We start from the raw sequence: 21328 nt of genomic DNA on the forward strand, positions 1-21328 counted from the left end.
GCACACTCGACGCGGCGGGGACGGGGCGGGCGGTCGTCACTTCCCCGCGCCGCTCTTGGCGTTGAAGGCGCGGATCATCTCGTCCCAGGCCGGCACCATGTCGAGGAGGCCGTCCCAGAACGACTGCTTGGCCCGCACCGTGAACTCCTCGAGCGACACGCCCTGCTGTTCCACCCAGGTGAAATAGCCGAGGTTGAAAATGCGCTTGCGATCGACATGGGTCAGCTCGATCAGGTGATCGGTGCCGATGCCGGCGAGCGACCGACCCCAGGTCTCGCCTGCCGCGACCTGATCGAAGCGGTTGCCGAAATACTTCGGCATCGCCTTGACGATCTCGCTGCCGTACATGGCCGAGCCGTCGGTCGCCACCGTCATGATCACGTCGTCGGGTCCGAGATCCCAGTACTTCGCGGCCTTGATGGCGGCCAGCATGTTGCACAGGCCGGAGAGGCCGAAATGCGGCAACTGCGCGACGAGCGCCGGATCGAGACCGCGCCGCTCGACCAGATACTTGCGGCCCTCGTCGGTGTTGAACAGCACGAACAGCGTGTCGGTCGCGTGGTCGGAGACGCCGACCACCATGTCGGTGTTCATCACGTTGTGGATGAACGGCACGTGCTTGTCGCCGATGCCCTGGATGTTGTGCTCGCCGAAGCCGTTGTAGAGCAGCGTCGGGCACTCCTCGGCCTCGACGGCGACGATCTTGGTGCCGTAGGTGGCCTTCAGATGGTCGCCGGCCGCGAGCGTGCCGGCCGAGCCGGTCGCCGAGACATAGGCGGCGAGCTTGGCGCCCTTCTTCCCCTTGGTGATGGTCTCGTAGATCGTCGCGAGCGCCGCGCCCGTACACGTGCGGTGGACGACGTAGTTCCCGAACTCGCAGAACTGATTGAAGATGATGTTGTCGGGATCGCGATCGAGCGCCGCACAGGCGTCGTAGATCTCCTTGACGTTGCTTTCGGAGCCGGGCGTCCGGATGATGTCGGAGGGATCGCTGACCCAGCGGTCGAGCCAGTCGAATCGCTCCTTGCTCATGTTCTCGGGCAGCACCGCGACGCCGCGGCAGCCGAGGATGCGCGAGATGGCGACGCCGCCGCGGCAGTAATTGCCGGTCGACGGCCAGATCGCGCGGTGATGCGTCGGATCGAACTGGCCGGTGACGACGCGCGGCACCAGGCAGCCGTAGGCGGCCAGCACCTTGTGGGCGGCGATCATCGGGAAGCGATCGCCGACGGCGAGCACGATGCGGGCTTTCACGCCGGTCAGCTCGCTCGGCAACTCGACGAAGCCGGGGACGTCGACGAGATCGCGGCGCGCCGCGTCGTTCCACCAGTGCACCCGGAACAGGTTCAGCGGGTGCGGCGAGTCGGGATCGACGTCCTTCAGCTTGCCGCGAATCGCGGAGTCGATGGTGGTCGGGTTCGCCAGCTCGGCGAGCGTCGGCAGCACCACGTTGGCTTCGCGGAAGCGGGCGTTCGTCCGCTCATAGACACCGGTGTCGACCACCGTCCGCTCGAGTCCCAGCCGCGCCATGTTGTCCTTCCGTCGTGATGATCAGTGTTCGGGCTTCGACCGAGCACGGGACTCGGCCCTCTCCCGGGCGGGAGAGCTTTAGTGTTCGGGCCGGCTCGCTCGTCTCACTCTTCCCGGTCTGCGGGGAAAGTGTCGGGGCGAGGGGCTTCGGGCGCAGAGCGTCGCGGAGACGCCCCTCCCCCGACGACCGCGCGCGATGCGCGACCGTCGACCTTTCCCCGCGCGCGGGGAGAGGCGACAGAGGTCGAGATCGATCGCGCGTCCTTATCATACATTCTTCAGCCGGTCCCACAGCCGGACCGCCTCGGCGCGCGCCGCCGCCTCGAAGGCGGCCGCGTCGCCCGTGACCAGATGACCGTCGAGCACGACCGGCCGGCCTCCGACGACGACATGTTCGACGGTGCCGCCGCGTCGCACCACCACGTCGCCGGCGGCGCCGACCGTCAGCGGCTCGGGATGCAGACCGAAACGCTCGGCCATCAGCGCGTGCCCTGCGGCGAGCCGTGTCGCGGCGCGCAGGCCTGCGACGGCATCGTCGTCGTTCTCCTGCGCGAGACGGGCGAGCGCCGCCTGCTCGACCGCCATGTCGGGATCCCAGCCGTCGACGCCGAGCGCGACGGTCGACACCTGGGACAGGTTGCCCGCGTAGCCCACCCGGTTGCCTTCGTTGGAGCGCGGATTCTGCACGAACCAGGCGCCGTTGCGGGCGGCGAGCCGCACCTGCGCGGCGTCGAGATGCACGCCGTGCGCGATGATCGAGCCGGGCACGAGCGCGCCGAGCGCGATCAGTCGCTCGAGCGGACCGTCGTATCCGCGGCGCATGGCGTCCGCGACGTCGGCCATGTCCTCGGCGACATGGACGTGCACGGCGGTGCCGAGCGCGCGGGCCAGATCTCCGGCCTCGGCGATCGTCTCGTCCGACACCGTGAAGCTCGCATGCAGGCCGACCATGCCGCGCAAGAGCGGCGCGGCGACGACGGTGCGATTCTCGGCGAGCCCGCGCACCGCCTCGTCGCGGCCGAAATTGCGCTCGGTGGCGCCGAAGCAGAGGACCGCGCGAATGCCGAGCTCGGTCGTGACGTCGCGCAGGACTTCGAGCGAGCCCTCGATCAGGTTCGGCGACTCGTGGTGGTCGATCAGCGTCGTCGTGCCGGCGAGCAGCGCCTTGGCGACGTAATCACGGGCGCCGGCCCGCAGCGTTTCGGCGTCGATGGCGCGATCGAGCCGCCACCACACGCGCTCGAGAATCTGGACGAAGTTCTCCGGCGCCGGCTCCGGCTTCGGCATGCCGTAGGGTGCGAGCGCGCTGTAGATGTGGGTGTGGGCGCAGACATGGCCGGGGGCGATCTCGCCGTCCGGGCAGGACAGCACCGGCGTGCCGGCGGGTGCCTCGCGCGCCACCACGCCGTCGACGATGGCGACGCGGCGGCCGTGGCGGTCGGGGCCGATGACGAGAGCTGTGGCGTGGGTCATGTGCTTGCGCTCTTTGATGGAGAGCCCCATGGACCTGCCCCGGGCACCGTCACCCTCTCCCTGAGGGAGAGGGTCGGTCGCGAGCGTAGCTCGCGACCGGGGTGAGCGTTTACGGCGCCAGTTGGAGAGCGCGGCACCCCCTCACCCGGATCTCGCGCTGTCGCGCGAGATCCGACCTCTCCCCGTCGGGGAAAGGTGACCCTAGAACGCCGCGCCCACCTCATCCTCAATGCCACTCGTTGCGGTCGCCGGGGATGCGACCGAGATTGATCGCGCGTGCCGCAGGCGACTCCTTCATCGGCAGACGCATGTGGCGGGTGCCGTCGAACATCGCCAGCGCGCCGGCGACCGCGCCGGCGGTCGGCACCAGGCCGATCTCGCCGACGCCCTTGGCGCCGAACGGGCCTTCCGGCTCCGGCACCTCGACCAGCGTCACCTCGACCTTCGGCATGTGCTGGGCGCGCAGCACGCCGATCTCGCGCAGCTTCGCCGTCACCGGCATGCCGTCCTTGCACGGAAGCTCCTCGGTCAGGGCGTAGCCGAGTCCCATATGCACGGCGCCTTCGATCTGGGCCGTGCACTGCTGCGGGTTGAGCGCACGACCCACGTCGTGCGCCGCGTACACCGTGTCGACGGCGCCGGCCTCGTTCAGCACCACGACCTGGGTGGCCCAGCCGAAGGTCGTGTGCGTCTTGATCTTCCCGTTCTTGGTCTCGCCGGGCGCCGTGGTGTCGTCGACGACGGTGGTGCCCTCGTAGACGCGGCCGGCGAGATCGTCGAGCGACAGGCCCTTGGCGAGATCGAGCTTCAGCTTCTCGGCGGCGTCGATGACGGCGCGGCCGGCGAGCAGCGTCGCGCGCGAGCCGGTGGTCTGGCCGGCGCCGAGCTCGAAGCGGGTGTTGACCTGCGGCCGGAAGATGTCGGCCGGCAGATGCGTCACCTCGACGGCGCACTGGGTCAGGATGGTGAGCAGGCCCTGCCCCATCTCGGTGAAGCCGGTGTGCAGGTCGATGGTGCCGTCCGGCTGCACGACGAGACGCGCATGGCCGCGCTCGATCGCGCCGTTGCCGAGGCCGGAGTTCTTCAGCGCGCAGGCGATGCCGACCGCGCGGCCGGCGTTCTTCGCCGCGTAATAGGCGTCCTTGACGGCCGCGAGCGTCGTCTCGACGCCGATCGGCTTGTCGAGAATCTGCCCGGTCGTGTAGGCGTCGCCGGTGCGCAGCACGTTGCGCCAGCGCATCTCGAAGCCGTCGAGCCCGACCTCGGCGGCGAGCAGATCGAGGCAGCCCTCGATCGCGAAGCTGGTCTGGTTGACGCCGAAGCCGCGCATCGCGCCGCAGGGCGGGTTGTTGGTGTAGGCGGCGGTCGATTCGATGTCGATCGCCGGCACCTTGTAGGGGCCGACCGCGTGACCGGCGGCCCGCTCCAGCACCTTGCCGCCGACCGAGGCGTAGGCGCCCGAGTCGCCCATGATCGAGATCTTGGCGCCGGTGAGATGCCCCTGCGCGTCGCAACCGACCGTGTAGGTCATGGTCAGTGGATGGCGCTTGGGATGCATGCGCACCGATTCGTCGCGGGTCAGCGTCACCCGCACGGGCCGCCCGGTCATGCGGGCGAGCAGCGCGGTCTGCGCCTGGATGGTCATGTCCTCGCGGCCCCCGAAGGCGCCGCCGTTCGGCATCAACTCGACGAACAGGTTCTCTTCCGGCTCGCCCAGCACGCTCGCGACCTGGCGGCGGTCGTCGAAGATGCCCTGGCCCTGGCTGTAGATGTGCAGACGGCCGTCGGGCAGCGGCACGGCGAGCGTCGCCTCGGTCTCCAGGAACAAATGCTCGATGCGCTGTGTCCGCCAGGTGCCGGTGACGACGTGCGCAGAGCCCTTCAGGGCCGCGGCGGCGTCGCCCTTCACGATCTTCGTCACCTGCAGGACGTTGGCGTGGACCGGATTGACCCGTGGCGCCCCCGGCTTCACCGACTCGAACGGGTCGAGCACCGGCGGCAGCGGCTCGTAATCGACCTCGACCAGCGCGGCCGCCGCGCGGGCGATGCGGGCCGTGTCGGCCGCGATCGCGGCGACCACGTCGCCGACACAGCGGACCTCCTCGCTCTCGGCGACCATCACGGGCCAGTCCGGATAGATCAGGCCGACCCAGCGGTTGCCGGGCACGTCCCTGGCGGTCGCGACCGCTTGCACGCCGGGCAGCGCGCGGGCCTTGCTCACGTCGATCGATTTCACGCGCGCACGCGCATGGGGCGACAACACCACCACGCCGTGCAGCATGTTCGGCACGTCGATGTCGGCGACGAACGGCCGGCGGCCGAGCACCAGGTCGGCCCCCTGCCAGCGTTGCAGCGGCTCGCCGACGCCGCCGTTCTCGACCACGGGCGGCAGCGCGCCGCCGCGCTTGGCCTTGTGGATCAGCTCGACGGCGTCGAGGATCTTCACATAGCCGGTGCAGCGGCACAAATGCCCGTCGAGCGCCTTGGCGATCTCGTCGCGCGTGTAATCGCGGTCCTGGTCGGTGAGGTACTTGATGCGCAGCACCAGGCCCGGCGTGCAGTAGCCGCACTGCAGGCCGGCGGTCGCCTGGAAGGCGTCGGCGTAGAGCTTGCGCTCGTTGTCGGAGACGCCTTCCAGCGTGAGGATCGAGCGCCCCTCGATCTGCGCCACCTTGATCGAGCAGGTGACCTTGGGCTGGCCCTCGATCAACACCAGACAGCAGCCGCATTCCTTCTGGGGCGCGCAGCCGGGCTTGATCGACTTGATCTTGAAATGCTCGCGCAGCACGTCGAGCAGCGGCTCGTCGGCGAGCGTATCGACCGCGACGAGCTCGCCGTTCAGGCGGAAGCGGACTGTTTTGGTCATTATGGCGCTTCTCCTAGGGTGACTCTCAGAATCCGAAGTCGCCGAAGACGTCGTGGAGCTGCTCGCTGCGCCGCAGCTTCGCCTGCGCCGTCTCGCCGAGCGCGAGCGCGACCTCGGCGCACAGGTGATTGAGCAGGCTGAGCGGCGCCACGTAGGAATCGAACAGGCTGGCGCCGCGGCTGAGGCAGCGGAACGTGACGGTCGCCTCGTCGGCGACGTCGCCGAGCGACGGATCGGTGAGCAGAACGACGTCGGCCCCGGCCGAGCGGGCGACGCGCAGGATCTTGGCCAGCACGGGCGGCCGACGGCGGAAGCCCAGCATCAGCACGGCGTCGCCGGCCGACAGGGTCGAGAGATCCTCGGCCAGCGTCTGGCCGGGCAGCGGGAGCAGACGGACGTCCGGCTTCACCTGCACCAGCAGCTCGCGGGCGTAGAGCGCCAGCGCGTGGCTGTTGCGGAAGCCGACGACGAAGAGGCGCGGCGCCTTCGCCAGCACGGCGACGGCGCGCTCGGCGTGCTCGGGCGGGATGCCCTTCAAGGTCAGGGTCAGGCAGGCGAGGTCGTGCTCGAGATGGCGACCGAGATTGCCCGGCATCGCGGTCTCGCGCAGCTCGGCGAGCGGCGAGCCCGACGCCATGCCGGCGCGGGCCTGCTGTCGCAAGTCCTGGTAGTCCGCATAGCCGAGCCGCCGCACGAGGCGGGTGGCGGTCGCCTTGGAGACGCCGGCCCGTTCCGCCAGCTCGGTCGCAGAATACGCGGGCAGCTCGTCGCCCAGGTCGAGCAGCACGTCGGCGATCTTCCGTTCGCCGGCGGGCAGGCGCTCGTACTGGGCGCGGATCGCTTGGTCCAAGGGCTGCACCATGCCGGAGAGAGAAACACAAATTTCATCTAGACGCAAATGCGAAATTCGTGTTTCATGCGCGCGAACCGGCCGGATATACGCCGCGCCTGCCCGCCACGGCATCCGGACCGTCACGAGGTTCTCGCTCCGTACGGAGTCGTGCGGATCAGGAGGCCATGCGGGTGCTGGGCACGTCGCCTCGGGCGGCGGGCCGGGGATGCCGGGAACGCAGTCCCATGCGATTGGAGATACCGATGTCGAAGCTCGATGGCCGCGTGGCCGAACTCGCCGAAAAGTACCACCCGCTGGCGATCGAAATCCTCAAAGAGGCCATCCGGATCCCGGCCGACTATGTCGACCGTCCGGTGGAGCAGGGTGGCGACCCGCGCTGCGGCACCTCGAATCACGAGTTCCCCCGCCTCGACTATCTGCGCAAGAAGATCATCGAGATCGGTGCCGTGCGCGAGGCGAAGGACGTCGATTTCGACGCCTTCGGCAATCTCGTCTGGGTGGTGACCGACCCGAGCGACGGCATCCCGGCCGACAGCAAGAAGGTCATCTATCTCGACGGCCACACCGACACGGTGAAGCCGCTGCGCGACGTCTGGCTCGCCAAGACGAACGGCGGCGTCGACGTCTATGACGGCCTTCTCGACCGCACGAAGATCACCAAGCCGATGCTGGAGAAGGAGCTCGGCTGGGTGCCGCCGGAGAGCGAGTGGGACAATCTCCTGTTCGGGCGCGGCTCGGCCGACCAGCTGGGCGGCGTGATCTCGCAGATCGTCGCTTCGAAGATTCTCCTCGAGCTCGCGCCCGAAGGCGCGCTCAAGGGCGTGATCGTTCGCTCCTACGCGACCGTCTGCGAGGAGGACAACGACGGCGCCGGCCCGATGTATGTGATGCGCAACGTCTTGCCGGGCGCCGCGCCCGAGCTGATCCCCGACGTCGTGATCCTCACCGACTCGACCGGCGACGCCAAGAAGGGCGCGCTCGGCATCTATCGGGGCCAGCGCGGCCGCATGCAGATCGAGGTGACGGTGACGGGCCGCTCGTCGCACGGCTCGATGCCGTGGATGGGCCTCAACCCGCTCGAATACGGCGCCGCGATCCTGAAGGAGGCGGCCGACAAGTACGAGAAGCGCGACGGCTTCCTGGACAACGACTTCCTCGGCCACGGCACCCGCACCGCCTCGTGGGCGACGCTCGACACGCCGAGCGACTGCGCCGTGCCGGCCCGCTTCACGTTCCGGTTCGACCGCCGCCTCACCATCGGCGAGACGCCCGAGCAATCCGTGAAGGACGTCGAGAGCTTGTCGTCGGTCGCGGCGGCGCGCGCCGCCGGCCTCGAGGTCACGGTCGCGATCCCGGTCTATCCGGACGCGAGCTGGAAGGGCTACGTGCTCAACAACGACCAGATCTATCTCGGCTGGGTGACGCCGGAGGAGCATCCGGCGATCGCGGCCGCCGTGACGGCCTACAAGGGCGTCGTCAGCCCGCACGTCGACGGCGTCAGCGGCACCGGCGGCTTCATCCCGAAGGAGCCGCGCGTCGACCGCTGGATCTTCTCGACCGACGGCGTCGGCTATCCGGTGCCCAAGGACGACACGTCGATCCCGGTCGGCGCGAGCAAGAACTGGGTCGTCTCCGGCGCCTACAAGCACCCGGCCATGTTCGGCTTCGCCCCCGGCATCGAGCAGAACACCCACAAGATCGCCGAATGCGTCGACGTGCGCGAGGTGCGGCACTGCATCGCCTTCCTGGCGCGCTTCCCCAGCGTGTTCGCCGGCACCGCCTGACACGCCCCATCCTGAGCGACTTCTGGTGAACTCCGAGGCCCGCGAAGGAGCGTCGTTCACCTCTCCCCAGCGGGGAGAGGTCGGATCTCGCGCGATCGCGCGAGATCCGGGTGAGGGGGGGCCGAGGCCAGCCATCGGCGCCGTAAACCCTCACCCCGACGCGCTGCGCGCGTCGACCCTCTCCCTCAGGGAGAGGGTGACCGTGCGGAGTCGGACCGACGTGGGCCGACCCCGATCAACGAGAGCCGCTCTTGCTTCGGACCAACCAGGCAGGGTTTAGGCCCTGCTCCCCCGCCATCTCATCGAGGACGACACCCATGACCAGCGCCATCGAAAAAGAGCTCGCCGCCTTCAAGGCCCTGAAGACCGACCTGTTCCACAAGGACTTCCTGATCACCTGGGATCATCCCCTGGACGAGATCAAGGCGATCCTGACGCTCGCCGAGGCGCTCAAGCAGCTGCACGCGCAGGGCACGTCCTACCGGGCCTTCGAGTCCGGGCTGGCCATCTCGATCTTCCGCGACAACTCGACCCGCACGCGGTTCTCGTTCGCGGCGGCCGCGAGCGCGCTCGGCTTCACGCTGTCCGAGCTCGACGAGGAGAAGAGCCAGATCGCCCACGGCGAGACCGTGCGCGAGACCGCCAACATGATCTCGTTCATGGCCGAGGCGATCGGCATCCGCGACGACATGTTCCTGGGCGAGGGCAACACCTACATGCGCGAGGTGGGGGACGCCCTGACCGAGGGCACCCGGAAGGGTGTGCTGCATCGCCGCCCGAGCATCATCAACCTGCAGTGCGACATCGACCATCCGACCCAGGCGCTCGCCGATCTCGCCTGGCTGAAGAAGCACTTCGGCGGCCTGGAGAACCTGCGCGGCAAGAAGATCGCCATGACCTGGGCCTACAGCCCGAGCTACGGCAAGCCGCTCTCGGTGCCGCAGGGCGTGATCGGCCTGATGAGCCGCTTCGGCATGAACGTCAGCCTCGCCCATCCGGAAGGCTACGGCCTGATTCCGGACGTGATCGAGACGGCGCGCAAGCAGGCGACCGAAACGGGCGGCTCGTTCGAGGTGGTCAACAGCATGGAGGCCGCCTTCGAGAACGCCGACATCGTCTATCCGAAGTCGTGGGCGCCTTATCAGGTCATGCAGCGCCGCACCGAGCTTCTCAAGGTCTCCGACAAGGACGGCCTCAAGGCGCTGGAGAAGGAGTGCCTGGCCAACAACGCCAAGTTCCAGAACTGGGAATGCGACCGCGCCAAGATGAACCTCACCCGCGACAAGTCGGCCCTCTACATGCACTGTCTGCCGGCCGACATCACCGACGTGAGCTGCAAGAAGGGCGAGGTCTCGGCCGAGGTCTTCGAGCAGTACCGCATCCCGACCTATCACGAGGCGAGCTACAAGCCGTTCGTGATCAGCGCCCTGATGTTCCTCACCCGCCTGCGCGATCCGGCGGCGAAGCTCGAGGAGATCATCCGCCGCGCCAAGCCGCTCAGCCTCTGAGGCGGACCAGCGACCGTCACGACGTCTCGGTCATTCCGGGCCGGCGCGCAGCGCCGGCCCCGGAATCCCGCCGGGATTTCTGGATTCGTGGTTGGATTCCGGGTTCGCACCTGCGGTGCGCCCCGGAATGACGTTGACATAATTTGCCGGCGTCAATGACAGCCGGCCGAAGAGTCTCCACCGGGAGGGGGCTGCCAATGTCGAAGAGCAAGACCGTCGTCGTCGCGCTCGGCGGCAATTCGTTCATCGCCGACGAGAGTCATCAATCGGTTCCGGACCAGTACCGCGCCGCCGAGAAGGCCTGTGCCGAGATCGTGCAGCTGCTGCGTGATCCGGCGCTGCGGCTCGTCGTCACGCACGGCAACGGTCCGCAGGTCGGTTTCATCCTGCGCCGCTCGGAGCTCGCCGCGCCGGCGCTCCACCAGGTGCCGCTCGATTCCTGCGTCGCCGACACCCAGGGCGCGCTCGGCTATCAGCTCGAGCTGGCGCTGCGCAACGAGATGCGGCGCCACGGCGTGAGCCGTCCACCGGCCGCGCTGGTGACGCTCGTCGCGGTCGATCGCGACGATCCGGCGTTCAAGAACCCGACCAAGCCGATCGGCTCCTTCATGACCAAGGAGAAGGCCGAGGAGCATCGCGCCAAGGACGGTTGGGACGTGGTGGAGGACGCGGGCCGCGGCTGGCGCCGCGTCGTCGCGTCGCCGCAGCCCAAGGCGATTCTCGATCTCGAAGCGGTTCAGCGTCTGCTCGAGGCCGGCTTCGTCGTCGTCGCGGCCGGCGGGGGCGGCATCGCCGTCGTCGAGGACGAGACCGGCTCGCTCGCCGGCGCCTCCGCCGTGGTCGACAAGGATCTCGCCTCGAGCCTGCTCGCCCGCCAGCTCGGCGCCCAGATGCTGGTCATCACCACGGGCGTCGAGAAGGTCGCGCTCGATTTCGGCAAGCCGACGCAGCGCGCCCTCGACACCATGACGCTCGTCGAGGCCCGGCGGTACATGGCCGAAGGCCATTTCAAGCCCGGCAGCATGCTGCCCAAGGTCGAGGCCTGCGTGGCATTCCTGGAGGGCGGCGGCCGTGAGGCCGTGATCACGGATCCGGGCCACATGGCCGCCGCGATCGAAGGCCGGGCCGGGACGCGGGTCGTCGCCTGACCCGGGATGCGGGCAGGATCCGCGTCGACGCGTTGCGATCGGCGGCGCCGAGCCCGCGACCCGAACCCTGTGTACCGTGAGTCACTGTCGCCGAGCGTATGGATCCCGGGCTCGCGGACGTGCAGTCCGCGTTCCGGGATGACGAAATTTGCAAAACCCGCGCCCGCGCGGACGACGACCATCGAGAAGAAGGCCGTGACTTCCTCGAATCGGCGCCGATGCGCCGGTGCGCCTCAGCCGCGCCTGGTGAACGGCTCGACCGCCATGGCGCCGCGGACGAACTGGATCATCACGACGAGCCCGAGCAGCATGAACGTGGCCTGCACGACATACTCGCCGATCGACCCGAGCCCGAGCAGATTCGCCACCGCCCAGCCGCCCGCGAAGGCGGCGCCGAACACCTCGGCCCCGATCAGCACGGTCGCACCGGTCACGGTGATCACGCTCGGCCAGGCGATGCGGCGGGAGACGGGCTTGGAGACGGTGTCGAGCACGAGCGGTTCCTTGGTTCGAACGGCCGGACTCTCCACGAAAGCCGGCCGGCGTCAACCCGGCCCGGCGTCGCGGCGCCGGCCCGCCGGGTCGTGGCGGGCTGCCGATCACCAGCAGACGCGACGCGTCCAGCAACCGCGCCGGTTGCAGACGCGGCGCATCGCGCACGGCACCGCGTGGACGATGGAGGCGGACTTGGCGGCGGACTGTATCGCCGTTCCGCCGGTGGGGGCCGCCATGGCGACCGGTGCGAGCAGGAGCCCGAGGGCGATGGCGGCGAGGCCGCCCGGCACTATATTGCGCATGTGGTTCTCGACGGTCGGCCGCGGCCCGGGATCGCCGACGGCGGTGCTGCTCTTCCACACCGGCCGGCGCGTGCCGGCCGGCTCCCCGGTCCGCAGACCCTAACCCAGGCGGTAAGTCATGGCTGTTCAACCGTCCGCGAGCGCCTCCACGCCCGACGCCAATCCGTTCGACCTCGCGTGGACCGCCCCGTTCGAGGCGCCGCCCTTCGAAGCCATCCGGCCGGAGCATTTCGAGCCGGCCTTCGACGCGGCGCTCGCCGCCCACCGGGCCGAGATCGAGGCGATCGCGACCGATCCGGCCGCTCCGACCTTCGCCAACACCATCGCGGCGCTGGAGCGCAGCGGCCGGGCGCTGAGCAAAGTGTCGGCCGTGTTCCACGTGCTCGCCGGCGCCCACACCAACGATGCGCTCCTGACGCTGGAGCGCAACCTGTCGCCACGGCTCGCCGCCCACGCGAACGCGATCCGCACCGACGGCCGGCTGTGGGCCCGCATCGTCGCGCTCGGCGACGGCGCGGAGCTCCCGCCCGAGGACGCAAGGGTGCTGGAGCGCTACCGGGTCACGTTCCGCCGCTCCGGCGCCGGTCTCGACGCCGCCGCCAAGGCGCGGCTCGCCGAGATCACGACGCGGCTGGCGACGCTCGGCACCACGTTCAGCCAGAACGTGCTCGCCGACGAGCAGTCCTTCGTCCTGGTGCTGAACGACGAGGCGGATCTGGACGGCCTCTCCGCCTCGGCCCGCGAGGAGGCGAAGACGGCGGCCGCCGAGCGCGGCCATCCCGGCAAGTACGCCATCACGCTCGCCCGCTCCAGCGTCGAGGGTTTTCTTCGCTCGGCCGAGCGACGGGACTTGCGTGAGCAGGCCTTCAAGGCCTGGGCGGCGCGCGGCGAATCGGGCGGACCGACCGACAACACCGCCGTGATCGCCGAGACGGTGCGGTTGCGCGCCGAGCGGGCGCGGCTGCTCGGCTACGACAGCTTCGCGGCGTTCCGGCTGGAGGACGCGATGGCCAAGACGCCGGAGGCGGTGCGGGCGCTGCTCGACCGCGTCTGGACGCCGGCGCGCGCCCGGGCGCTCGCCGACCGCGACGCCATGCAGGAGATGATCCGGGCCGAGGGCGGCAATTTCGCGCTCGCCGCCTGGGACTGGCGCTTCTACGCCGAGAAGCTGCGCAAGGCGCGCTACGGCATCGACGAGGAGGAGGTGCGCCCCTATCTGCCGCTGGAGCGGATGATCGCCGCCGCCTTCGACACCGCCGGCAGGCTGTTCGGGCTCGGCTTCGCCGAGCGGCACGACGTGCCGGTGTGGCACCCCGACGTCCGGGTGTGGGAGGTGACGGGGCCGGGCGGGGCGACGGTCGGCCTGTTCTTCGGCGACTATTTCGCCCGCAGCAGCAAGCGGTCGGGCGCCTGGATGACGTCGCTGCGCAAGCAGGAGAAGCTCGACGGGACGGTGCTGCCGCTGATCGTCAACGTGATGAACTTCGCCAAGCCGGCCCCCGGCGAGCCCGCGCTCCTCTCCTTCGACGACGCCCGCACGCTGTTTCACGAGTTCGGCCACGCCCTGCACGGGCTGCTCTCCGACGTGACCTACCCGACCATCTCGGGCACCAGCGTCGCCACCGACTTCGTCGAGCTGCCCTCGCAACTCTACGAGCACTGGATGGAGCATTCCGCCGTGCTGAAGCGCTTCGCCCGCCACGCCGTGACGGGTGAGCCGATGCCGGACGACCTGATCGCTCGTCTCGCCCGCGCCCGCACCTTCGGCCAGGGCTTCGCGACCGTCGAGTATGTCGCCTCCGCCCTGGTCGATCTCGATCTGCACGTGCTGTCGCCGGAGGCGGCCGCCGAGGTCGACCCGAAGGCGTTCGAGCGCGACTCCCTCGCCCGCATCGGCATGCCCGAAGAAATCGTCATGCGTCACCGCACCCCGCACTTCACCCACGTGTTCTCGGGCGGCGGCTACGCGGCCGCCTATTACAGCTACATGTGGTCCGAGGTGCTCGACGCCGACGCCTTCGCGGCCTTCGAGGAGACCGGCGACGTGTTCGACCCCGTCGTCGCGAAGAAGCTGAAGGACTTCGTCTACGCCGCCGGCGGCGCACGCGACCCGGTCGACGCCTACGTCGCCTTCCGGGGCCGCCTGCCCGAAGCCGACGCCCTCCTGAAGAAGCGAGGGCTCACCGAGGCGGCGGCCTAATCGCCGGCCAAAGACGCCGCTCATTCCCGCGAAAGCGGGAATCCAGTATTGCTCTGCCTCGTCGCCCCTGGATCCCCGCCTGCGCGGGGACGAGCGGGGGCACGAATGCCGTCCTCCAGCCTCGGTCGTCACGCGTCGTCGGTGACGACCCGATCGCATGCCCGAGCCCGCATGACCCTCCACACTGCCGGACATCGCCGCGGCGTCGCTGCCGCTCCTCATCATGCCGCCGCCGAGGCGGGACGCGCCGTGCTGGCCGACGGTGGCAACGCGCTCGAGGCCATGGTCGCCATGGCGGCCATGATCGCCGCCATCTATCCGCACATGACCCATGTGGGCGGCGACGGGTTCTGGCTCGTCCACGAGCCGGGCGGGAAGGTCCGCGCCCTGATGGCCCCCGGGCCGGCGGGCACGAACGCCCGCGTCGAGCTCTATCGCGAGCACGAGGCGATCCCGACCCGCGGTCCGCTCGCGGCCCTCACCGTGCCGGGCGCCGTGTCGGGCTGGGCGCTGGCGCTGGAGGCCGCAAAGGCGCTTGGCGGAAAAACACCGCTGTCCGTGCTGCTCGCGCCGGCCATCAAGGCGGCCCGCGAGGGCTACGTCGTCAGCGCCAGCCAGAACGCCCTCACGACGACCCATCTCGCCGCCCTGGAAAAATCTCCCGGCTTCGCCGAGGTCTTCCTGGCCGACGGCAAGCCGCCGGAGACCGGCGCGACCATGCGCCAGCCGGCGCTCGCCGCGACGCTCGACCATCTCGCCCAGGCGGGACTCGACGACTTCTATCGCGGTGACGTCGGCCGCGAGATCGCCGCCGATCTCGACCGCATCGGCAGCCCGGTGACGCGCGCCGATCTCGCGGCCCAGCGCGCCTATGTGACGGCGCCGCTGTCGACCAGAATCGCGGTCGGCACGCTCCACAACGCGCCGCCGCCGACGCAAGGCTTGGCGTCGCTGATCATCATGGCGCTGTTCGACCGGCTGCGGGTGGCGCAGGCCGAGGGCTTCGATCACGTCCACGGGATCGTCGAGGCGACCAAGCGCGCGTTCATCGTCCGCGACCGCGTCGTCACCGACCCGGATCGGCTGCCGGTGCCGCTCGACACGCTGCTCGACCCGCAGCGGCTCGACGCCGAGGCGGCGAAGATCGACAGGCGCCGGGCCGCCCCGTGGCCGCACAAGGACGACAAGGGCGACACCGTCTGGATGGGCGCGGCCGACGCCAGCGGCCTCGTCGTCTCCTACATCCAGTCGATCTACTGGGAGTTCGGCTCCGGCTGCGTGCTGCCGCGGACCGGTGTGCTGATGCAGAATCGCGGCGCGAGCTTCTCGCTCGACCCGAAGGCGCTTCGCGCGCTCGCGCCCGGGCGAAAGCCGTTCCACACCCTCAATCCCGCGCTGGCCGTCCTGAAGGACGGCCGGGTGATGGCCTACGGCACCATGGGGGGCGACGGCCAGCCGCAGACGCAAGCCGCGGTGTTCAGCCGCCACGTGCTGTTCGGGCAAGGACTCGCCGAGGCGCTCGACGCGCCGCGCTGGCTGCTCGGCCGCACCTGGGGGGCGGCCCGCGACAACTTGCGCCTCGAGCCGCGCTTCCCCGACCGGCTGGTCGACCGGCTCCTGTCGGCCGGCCACGAGATCGAGCTGGTGCCGGAGCCCTATTCGGTCACGATGGGCCATGCCGGCGCCGTGGTGATGCATCCCGACGGCTCCATCGAGGGCGGCCACGACCCGCGCGCCGACGGCGGTGCCGCCGGGGTGTGAGCGGGGCCTCCATGGCGGTCGTTCCGGGGCGCACCGTCCGGGGCGCACCGAAGGTGCGAACCCGGAATCCGCCGGCAGGCTCCGACGCCCGGGCCGGAGTCCGGGTTCGCCGCTGCGCGGCGCCCGCCCCGTAAGGCCCCGTTAAGCCTTCCTTCCGCCCCACTCGCCATTATGGTCGGTTCACGTCGCGCGACGATTCCGCCGTCGCCGAGGACGCCGAGGGCCCCCGCATGACCCATCGTTCGACCGCAAGGCCGCGCGGCCTCGCCGTGCTGCTTGCGCTGGCCGTTTGCCTGATCGTGCCCGGCGCCGCCCGCGCCCACCCGCATGTCTGGGTGGTGATGAAGAGCGAGCTGGTCTACGCCCCCGACGGCACCGTCACGGGCGTCCGCCATGCCTGGACGTTCGACGACATGTTCTCGACCTACGCCGTGCAGGGGCTCGAGTCGAAGCAGAAGGGCGTGTTCACCCGCGAGGAGCTGAAGGATCTCGCCGAGGTGAACGTCACGTCGCTGAAGGAGTACGACTTCTTCACCTACGCCAAGCTCGACGGCAAGGCCTCGCCCTTCGTCGACCCGACCGACTACTGGCTCGAATACAAGAACGAGATGCTGACCTTGCACTTCACCCTGCCGCTCAAGGCGCCCGTGAAGGCCAAGGGTATCGATCTCGAGGTCTACGACCCGGCCTACTTCGTCGACTTCTCCTTCGCCGACGGAGCCGACCCGTTCGTGCTGAAGAACCCGCCCGGCGCCTGCAAGGTGGCGATCAGGAAGCCCAACGAGGCGGAGACCGACGCCAAGCTGAAATCGCTCAACGAGGCGGCCTTCACCCAGGAGAACGCCAAGTTCGGCCAGCTCTTCGCCAACACGGTCTCGGTCCGCTGCCCATGAGCTCGTCGAGGATCCTGTCGAGGTCGACGATGCGCCCGCGCACGCTGCTCACCGCGGGGCTCGTCCTCGCCGGCCTGTCCGGACTGGTGGTCGCGCTCTGCGCCGGCGCCGACCCGGCGCTGGCCCAGGGCACTTCGCCCTTCGGCGTGCCGCGGCCGCCGTCGCCGCCCCCGGCGCCGGCCGCCGACGGCATCGTCGGCTGGCTCCTCGCCGAGCAGGCGCGCTTCTACCGCGCGCTGTCCGGTCTCGTGCGCGCCGCCAAGCAGGACGGCACCGCCGTGTGGAGCCTGCTCGGTGTGTCGTTCCTCTACGGCATCTTCCATGCCGCCGGTCCGGGCCACGGCAAGGCGGTGATCTCCTCCTACATGATCGCCAACGAGGAGACCTGGAAGCGCGGCGTGATCCTGTCTTTCGCCTCGGCGTTCCTGCAGGCCGTGGTGGCGGTCGCCGTGGTGGCGGTCGCCGCGATCGCCCTCAACGCCACCGCCAAGACCATGAACGAGGCGGTGCGCTGGATCGAGATCGTCAGCTACGCGCTGATCGCGCTGGTCGGCGCCCGGCTGGTGTGGGTGAAGGGCCGTGGCTTCCTGGCGGCGCTCGCCGCGCTGCGGGTCGGGCGCGTGGCGGCACCGGTGGCGAGCCCGGCACTGGTGCCGACCGGTCCGGTCGCGGTCGATCCGGTTCCGGCGACGACGCGCGAGCCGGCGCTCGCCGGCCTCGTCCATGCCGGTCATTCGCATCACGATCATGCGCACGATCACGCCCGTGAGCTCGGCCACGCCCGTCATGATCACGTCCATGGCGCCGCCTGCGGCTGCGGCCACGATCATCGTCATGATCATCATCACCATGATCACGACCACGCCCATGATCACGGCCATGATCACGCCCATGCTCCGGCCGCCGCGGCGCATCGCCCCGACGCGGTGGTGACGAGCGCCGTCGCGCCCGATCATGCGCACCATGATCATGCGCATCACGACCACGCTCGTCACGACCACGCTCGTCACGACCACGCTCGTCACGACCACACCCACGCCGACCACGTGCACGGCCCCGACTGCGGCTGCGCGCACGGACCCGACCCGAAGGATCTCGCCGGTCCGGGCGGCTGGTCGCGCGGGCTCGCCGCGATCGTCGCGGTCGGGCTGCGGCCGTGCTCGGGCGCCATCCTGGTGCTGGTCTTCGCGCTCGCGCAGGGCCTGTTCTGGGCCGGCGTCGGCGCCACCTTCGCGATGGGGCTCGGCACCGCCGTCACGGTGGCGGCGATCGCCACGATCGCGGTCGGCGCCAAGGCGGTGGCGACGCGCTTCGCCGCCCACCGCGAAGGGCGCGGCGCGCTTTTCCTGCGTGGCCTCGAGGTCGCGGCCGCCTGCGGCGTGCTGCTGTTCGGGGTCGCCCTTCTGGCCGGCTACATGGTCACCGAGCGGATGATCTGACGGCGCCGCCGGACGGCGTCGCGGTCCCGGGCGTCGCGGCCCGGGCGGGCGACGCGAAGGGATTGCGATAGCATCCGCCGCCGTTGCCCGAGACGGCCGCCATGCACTGCGCCCGGGTGGCGAAGCCGCAGTTCACCACGGCGCCGTCCATGCTGTACTCGGCACACCAAGGCCACATCGGCGAACCAGAATCACGTCGCCGGGCCGGCGTCTCCGCCGGCGCCGTGCCGATGCCGCCGGCCGCGACCAGGCAGGCCGCGACCAGGACGACGACGCCGAGCCGCATCAGCCGAAGTCCTCGGCGCGCAGCATGATCTCGTCGCCCGGCGCGGTTCGCGCCGCGGCGCGGTTCCAGGCCTGCCGGTACTGGTCGAGCGTCGCGCGATCGGCGATGCCCTTGTCGCGGGCGACCCGTTCCAGCGCGGCGAGCCAGCTCTCGAAATAACCGTCGTCGCGGCCGGCCTTGCGGGCGCCGCGGATCTCGGTGCCGAGCGCCTGCGCCCAGTCGAGCCAGGTGAAGACGCCGCGCTGCTCCATCAGCATCGTCAGGACGAAGGCGAGCGCCTCCCAGCGGTCGGCGAACAAAGGCCCTTCGGCGTCGCGCGGGATCGCCGTCATCGCCTTGGCGCCCAGTGCCGCGTCGGTCATGGTGTCGTCGTCGGGCGGCGGCACGGGCGCGTCGGGATGCGGCACGACGCGGGCCACATAGACGTCGACGAAGCTGTCGAGCACGTCGGCCTCGACCCCGCCGCGCTCCGTCACGAGCGTGGCGACGGCGCGCACCCGCAGCTCGTGGTCGGACAGCATGGGGCGGCCTCCTGCGGATGTCCGGCCGGGTCGGCCGTGACCTGCACGGTATAGGAGTGACGGCGGCTTGACCATGCCGAAGGCGCGCCGCCGGCGGCCGCGGCCGGTGCCTCAGGCCTCGAGATGGCGACGCGGCAGCAGGCGGGTCAGGACGCCGCCGACCGGGCCGAACAGCACCGAGGCGACGTAGACGGCAGCCGCCACCAGGATGATCGACGGGCCGGAGGGCGCGCCGGTGTGGAACGACACCAGGAGCCCGACACAGCCGGACACCACGCCGGTCGCGACCGCGACCGTGACCATGCCGGTGATGTCGCGCGCCCAGAACCGGCCGACCGTCGCCGGAATGATCACGATGCCGACCGACAGGAGCGTGCCGAGCGCGTGGAAGCCGCCGACCAGATTGAGCACCAGCAGCGTGAGGAAGGCGATGTAGGCCGGCGTGCCGGCGCGGCTGACCGAGCGCAGGAAGCCGGGGTCGACGCAGTCGAGCACCAGCGGCCGCCAGATGACGGCGAGCACCACGAGCGAGATGGTCGCGATCGACGCCATCAGCATCAGGGTCGGATCGTCGAGCGCCAGGACGCTGCCGAACAGGAAGTTCAGCAGGTCGACATTGTTGCCGCGCACCGACACGATGATCACGCCGAGCGCGAGCGACATCAGGAAGAAGGCGGCGAGCGAGGCGTCCTCCTTCAGCTCGGTCACCCGCGCCACGAGGCCTGCGAGCAGCGCCACTGTGAGGCCGGCCACCAGCCCGCCGAGCGTCATGGCGAACAAATCGAGCCCCGCCACCATGAAGCCGAGCGCGGCGCCGGGCAGGATCGCGTGCGCCATGGTGTCGCCGACCAGGCTCATCCGCCGCAGCATCAAAATGACGCCGACCGGCCCGGCCCCGAACGACAGCGCCACCGTCCCGGCCAGCGCCCGGCGCATGAACTCGAACTCCTGGAACGGGCCGATCAGCAGGTCGTACATGGCGCGGGCCGATCGGCGTTCGTAATTGCATCAGCCCGGCGCGCGGTGTCCTCACCTCTCCCCTGCGGGGAGCGGTCGACGCGCGTAGCGCGGCGGGTGAGGGGGTGCCGAGGCCAGCCATCGACGCATACGCCCCTCACCCCGGGCGCGAGCTGCGCCCGCGCCCGACCCTCTCCCCACGGGAGAGGGTAAGTCTCGCACGCGGCCGGCACATTCCCAGGCCGGGCATGACGGGTCGGAGTTTGCGTCATCCTCACTCCGCGGCCACCCGGCATTCGGCGGCGTCCTCGTCGAAGGCCTCGCACATGCGGCGCGCCTTCGTCAGGTTGGCGGGCGTGAGCACGTCGGCGGCCGGCCCCCATGCGACCTTCTCGCGCGCCAGCAAGAGAACCTCGGGGAAGCTCGTGCGCACCATCTCGAGGTCGTGCAGCGCGGCCAGGATGGTGCGGCCCTCGCCGTGCCAGCGTCGCACCAGGCCGAACAGGTCGGCCGCCGTCTTGGCGTCGATGGCGTTGAACGGCTCGTCGAGCACGATCAGCCGCGCGTCCTGCAGGAGCAGGCGCGCGAACAGGACGCGCTGGAGCTGGCCGCCCGAGAGGTTGCCGATCGGCCGCCGCTCGAAGCCGGTGAGCCCGACCGCTTCGAGCGCATGGTGGATGTGGTGGCGGGCCGAGGCGCCGATGCCGGCGAACAGCCCCGTGGTCCGCCACAGGCCCATGGCGACGAGGTCGTAGACGCTGATCGGGAAGGTCCGGTCGATGTCGGCGACCTGCGGCAGATAGGCGACGTCGCGGCGATCGAGGCCGCAGAGGTCGACCTTGCCGGAGAGCGGCCGCAACAGGCCGACGATGCCCTTGAACAGCGTCGACTTGCCGGCGCCGTTCGGCCCCACCACGGCGAGCAGGGCGCCGCGCTCGACCGTGCCGTCGAGGTGGTGGATCGCCGGGTGGCGCTCATAGCCGAGCGTCAGGTCGCGGAAGGCGAGCTGCGGGGTCATGGCGTCGTCGGCCGCCTCACGTCATCGCCCACAGCACCAGCCCCCACACGGCGACTGCCACCGCCGCGACGACGCCGAGCCGCGCCGCGAGCGAGGCGCGCAGCAGCGACGGCGGCAGGCGGGGCGAGGGATGGGCGTGGCCGGGATCGTGGTGGTGATGCGTCATGGCGCCTCGGAGGTTCGATACTGTTATAGCATCACAGGCGCGGTGCCAACCGGTGTTCCCCCTCCCCGCGCGCGGGCTACGGCATGCACACATTTCGGGTGGGCAAGAGCTTGTCTCGGAGGATCCAG

At 70.3% G+C, this 21328-nt stretch carries 18 protein-coding genes; 7 read left to right on the top strand and 11 right to left on the bottom strand.

The window, feature by feature from the left end:
• Window positions 1–36: 36 nt before the first annotated feature.
• The 4 genes from ACFSOX_RS21530 to ACFSOX_RS21545 all read right to left on the bottom strand — a co-directional run bounded on the left by ACFSOX_RS21530 (window position 37) and on the right by ACFSOX_RS21545 (window position 6719).
• Window positions 37–1530, bottom strand: coding sequence for a pyridoxal-phosphate dependent enzyme (locus ACFSOX_RS21530; protein ID WP_378479881.1), 1494 nt, complete (start codon window positions 1528–1530; stop codon window positions 37–39).
• A 267-nt stretch (window positions 1531–1797) separates the two neighbouring features.
• On the bottom strand, window positions 1798–3003 hold the full coding sequence (locus tag ACFSOX_RS21535) for an amidohydrolase family protein (protein WP_378479882.1): 1206 nt from the start codon (window positions 3001–3003) through the stop codon (window positions 1798–1800).
• Between the two features lie 226 nt (window positions 3004–3229).
• Window positions 3230–5869: a selenium-dependent xanthine dehydrogenase gene (gene xdh, locus ACFSOX_RS21540; RefSeq protein WP_378479883.1), complete on the bottom strand. Its 2640-nt coding sequence runs from the start codon at window positions 5867–5869 to the stop codon at window positions 3230–3232.
• Between the two features lie 25 nt (window positions 5870–5894).
• Window positions 5895–6719, bottom strand: coding sequence for a MurR/RpiR family transcriptional regulator (locus tag ACFSOX_RS21545; RefSeq protein WP_378479884.1), 825 nt, complete (start codon window positions 6717–6719; stop codon window positions 5895–5897).
• Between the two features lie 245 nt (window positions 6720–6964).
• Here ACFSOX_RS21545 and ACFSOX_RS21550 point away from each other — a divergent pair, with 245 nt between their 5' ends.
• The 3 genes from ACFSOX_RS21550 to ACFSOX_RS21560 all read left to right on the top strand — a co-directional run bounded on the left by ACFSOX_RS21550 (window position 6965) and on the right by ACFSOX_RS21560 (window position 11162).
• The gene (locus ACFSOX_RS21550) at window positions 6965–8506 is read left to right on the top strand and encodes a M20/M25/M40 family metallo-hydrolase (RefSeq protein WP_378479885.1); all 1542 of its coding nucleotides are present in this window, start codon (window positions 6965–6967) and stop codon (window positions 8504–8506) included.
• A gap of 317 nt (window positions 8507–8823) precedes the next feature.
• Entirely contained in the window at window positions 8824–10014 is a 1191-nt protein-coding gene (gene ygeW, locus ACFSOX_RS21555; protein WP_378479886.1) for a knotted carbamoyltransferase YgeW, read from the top strand.
• Window positions 10015–10211: 197 nt separating this feature from the next.
• Window positions 10212–11162 (top strand): carbamate kinase, encoded by a 951-nt coding sequence (locus ACFSOX_RS21560; RefSeq protein ID WP_378479887.1) that lies wholly within the window; start codon window positions 10212–10214, stop codon window positions 11160–11162.
• Window positions 11163–11395: 233 nt separating this feature from the next.
• Here ACFSOX_RS21560 and ACFSOX_RS21565 read toward each other — a convergent pair whose 3' ends face one another.
• Both ACFSOX_RS21565 and ACFSOX_RS21570 read right to left on the bottom strand, forming a co-directional pair.
• Window positions 11396–11656: a hypothetical protein gene (locus ACFSOX_RS21565; RefSeq protein WP_378479888.1), complete on the bottom strand. Its 261-nt coding sequence runs from the start codon at window positions 11654–11656 to the stop codon at window positions 11396–11398.
• A gap of 105 nt (window positions 11657–11761) precedes the next feature.
• The gene (locus tag ACFSOX_RS21570; RefSeq protein ID WP_378479889.1) at window positions 11762–12019 is read right to left on the bottom strand and encodes a hypothetical protein; all 258 of its coding nucleotides are present in this window, start codon (window positions 12017–12019) and stop codon (window positions 11762–11764) included.
• Window positions 12020–12077: 58 nt separating this feature from the next.
• Here ACFSOX_RS21570 and ACFSOX_RS21575 point away from each other — a divergent pair, with 58 nt between their 5' ends.
• From ACFSOX_RS21575 to ACFSOX_RS21590, 4 genes are all read left to right on the top strand, one after another.
• Entirely contained in the window at window positions 12078–14159 is a 2082-nt protein-coding gene (locus tag ACFSOX_RS21575) for a M3 family metallopeptidase (RefSeq protein ID WP_378479890.1), read from the top strand.
• A 171-nt stretch (window positions 14160–14330) separates the two neighbouring features.
• Window positions 14331–15920, top strand: a complete 1590-nt coding sequence (locus ACFSOX_RS21580; protein WP_378479891.1) for a gamma-glutamyltransferase family protein — start codon at window positions 14331–14333, stop codon at window positions 15918–15920.
• A 230-nt stretch (window positions 15921–16150) separates the two neighbouring features.
• Entirely contained in the window at window positions 16151–16813 is a 663-nt protein-coding gene (locus ACFSOX_RS21585; protein WP_378479892.1) for a DUF1007 family protein, read from the top strand.
• Between the two features lie 29 nt (window positions 16814–16842).
• Window positions 16843–18252 carry a nickel/cobalt transporter gene (locus ACFSOX_RS21590; RefSeq protein WP_378479893.1) on the top strand — a complete coding sequence of 470 codons (1410 nt, stop codon included), beginning with the start codon at window positions 16843–16845 and terminating at the stop codon, window positions 18250–18252.
• Here ACFSOX_RS21590 and ACFSOX_RS21595 read toward each other — a convergent pair.
• From ACFSOX_RS21595 to ACFSOX_RS21615, 5 genes are all read right to left on the bottom strand, one after another.
• Entirely contained in the window at window positions 18233–18538 is a 306-nt protein-coding gene (locus ACFSOX_RS21595) for a DUF3551 domain-containing protein (RefSeq protein WP_378479894.1), read from the bottom strand. The two genes, ACFSOX_RS21590 and ACFSOX_RS21595, sit on opposite strands and share 20 nt — an antisense overlap.
• Window positions 18538–19059, bottom strand: coding sequence for a nitrile hydratase accessory protein (locus ACFSOX_RS21600; RefSeq protein WP_378479895.1), 522 nt, complete (start codon window positions 19057–19059; stop codon window positions 18538–18540). The genes ACFSOX_RS21595 and ACFSOX_RS21600 overlap by 1 nt, the downstream gene beginning before the upstream one ends.
• Before the next feature lie 111 nt (window positions 19060–19170).
• Window positions 19171–20037 (bottom strand): metal ABC transporter permease, encoded by an 867-nt coding sequence (locus ACFSOX_RS21605; protein WP_378479896.1) that lies wholly within the window; start codon window positions 20035–20037, stop codon window positions 19171–19173.
• 253 nt (window positions 20038–20290) lie between these two features.
• The gene (locus ACFSOX_RS21610; RefSeq protein ID WP_378479897.1) at window positions 20291–21034 is read right to left on the bottom strand and encodes a metal ABC transporter ATP-binding protein; all 744 of its coding nucleotides are present in this window, start codon (window positions 21032–21034) and stop codon (window positions 20291–20293) included.
• Window positions 21035–21050: 16 nt separating this feature from the next.
• Window positions 21051–21200 (bottom strand): hypothetical protein, encoded by a 150-nt coding sequence (locus tag ACFSOX_RS21615; RefSeq protein ID WP_378479898.1) that lies wholly within the window; start codon window positions 21198–21200, stop codon window positions 21051–21053.
• Between the last annotated feature and the right edge of the window lie 128 nt (window positions 21201–21328).

The sequence above is a fragment of the Rhodoplanes azumiensis genome (assembly GCF_042682915.1).
In the GTDB taxonomy this organism is placed as follows: domain Bacteria; phylum Pseudomonadota; class Alphaproteobacteria; order Rhizobiales; family Xanthobacteraceae; genus Rhodoplanes; species Rhodoplanes azumiensis.

Bases quoted from the DNA above. Each gene is read 5' to 3' on its own strand.
- ACFSOX_RS21530 (WP_378479881.1), bottom strand. From the start codon at position 1,530: ATGGCGCGGCTGGGACTCGAGCGGACGGTGGTCGACACCGGTGTCTAT.
- ACFSOX_RS21535 (WP_378479882.1), bottom strand. From the start codon at position 3,003: ATGACCCACGCCACAGCTCTCGTCATCGGCCCCGACCGCCACGGCCGC.
- xdh (WP_378479883.1), bottom strand. From the start codon at position 5,869: ATGACCAAAACAGTCCGCTTCCGCCTGAACGGCGAGCTCGTCGCGGTC.
- ACFSOX_RS21550 (WP_378479885.1), top strand. From the start codon at position 6,965: ATGTCGAAGCTCGATGGCCGCGTGGCCGAACTCGCCGAAAAGTACCAC.
- ygeW (WP_378479886.1), top strand. From the start codon at position 8,824: ATGACCAGCGCCATCGAAAAAGAGCTCGCCGCCTTCAAGGCCCTGAAG.
- ACFSOX_RS21560 (WP_378479887.1), top strand. From the start codon at position 10,212: ATGTCGAAGAGCAAGACCGTCGTCGTCGCGCTCGGCGGCAATTCGTTC.
- ACFSOX_RS21575 (WP_378479890.1), top strand. From the start codon at position 12,078: ATGGCTGTTCAACCGTCCGCGAGCGCCTCCACGCCCGACGCCAATCCG.
- ACFSOX_RS21580 (WP_378479891.1), top strand. From the start codon at position 14,331: ATGACCCTCCACACTGCCGGACATCGCCGCGGCGTCGCTGCCGCTCCT.
- ACFSOX_RS21585 (WP_378479892.1), top strand. From the start codon at position 16,151: ATGACCCATCGTTCGACCGCAAGGCCGCGCGGCCTCGCCGTGCTGCTT.
- ACFSOX_RS21590 (WP_378479893.1), top strand. From the start codon at position 16,843: ATGCGCCCGCGCACGCTGCTCACCGCGGGGCTCGTCCTCGCCGGCCTG.
- ACFSOX_RS21595 (WP_378479894.1), bottom strand. From the start codon at position 18,538: ATGCGGCTCGGCGTCGTCGTCCTGGTCGCGGCCTGCCTGGTCGCGGCC.
- ACFSOX_RS21600 (WP_378479895.1), bottom strand. From the start codon at position 19,059: ATGCTGTCCGACCACGAGCTGCGGGTGCGCGCCGTCGCCACGCTCGTG.
- ACFSOX_RS21605 (WP_378479896.1), bottom strand. From the start codon at position 20,037: ATGTACGACCTGCTGATCGGCCCGTTCCAGGAGTTCGAGTTCATGCGC.
- ACFSOX_RS21610 (WP_378479897.1), bottom strand. From the start codon at position 21,034: ATGACCCCGCAGCTCGCCTTCCGCGACCTGACGCTCGGCTATGAGCGC.
- ACFSOX_RS21615 (WP_378479898.1), bottom strand. From the start codon at position 21,200: ATGACGCATCACCACCACGATCCCGGCCACGCCCATCCCTCGCCCCGC.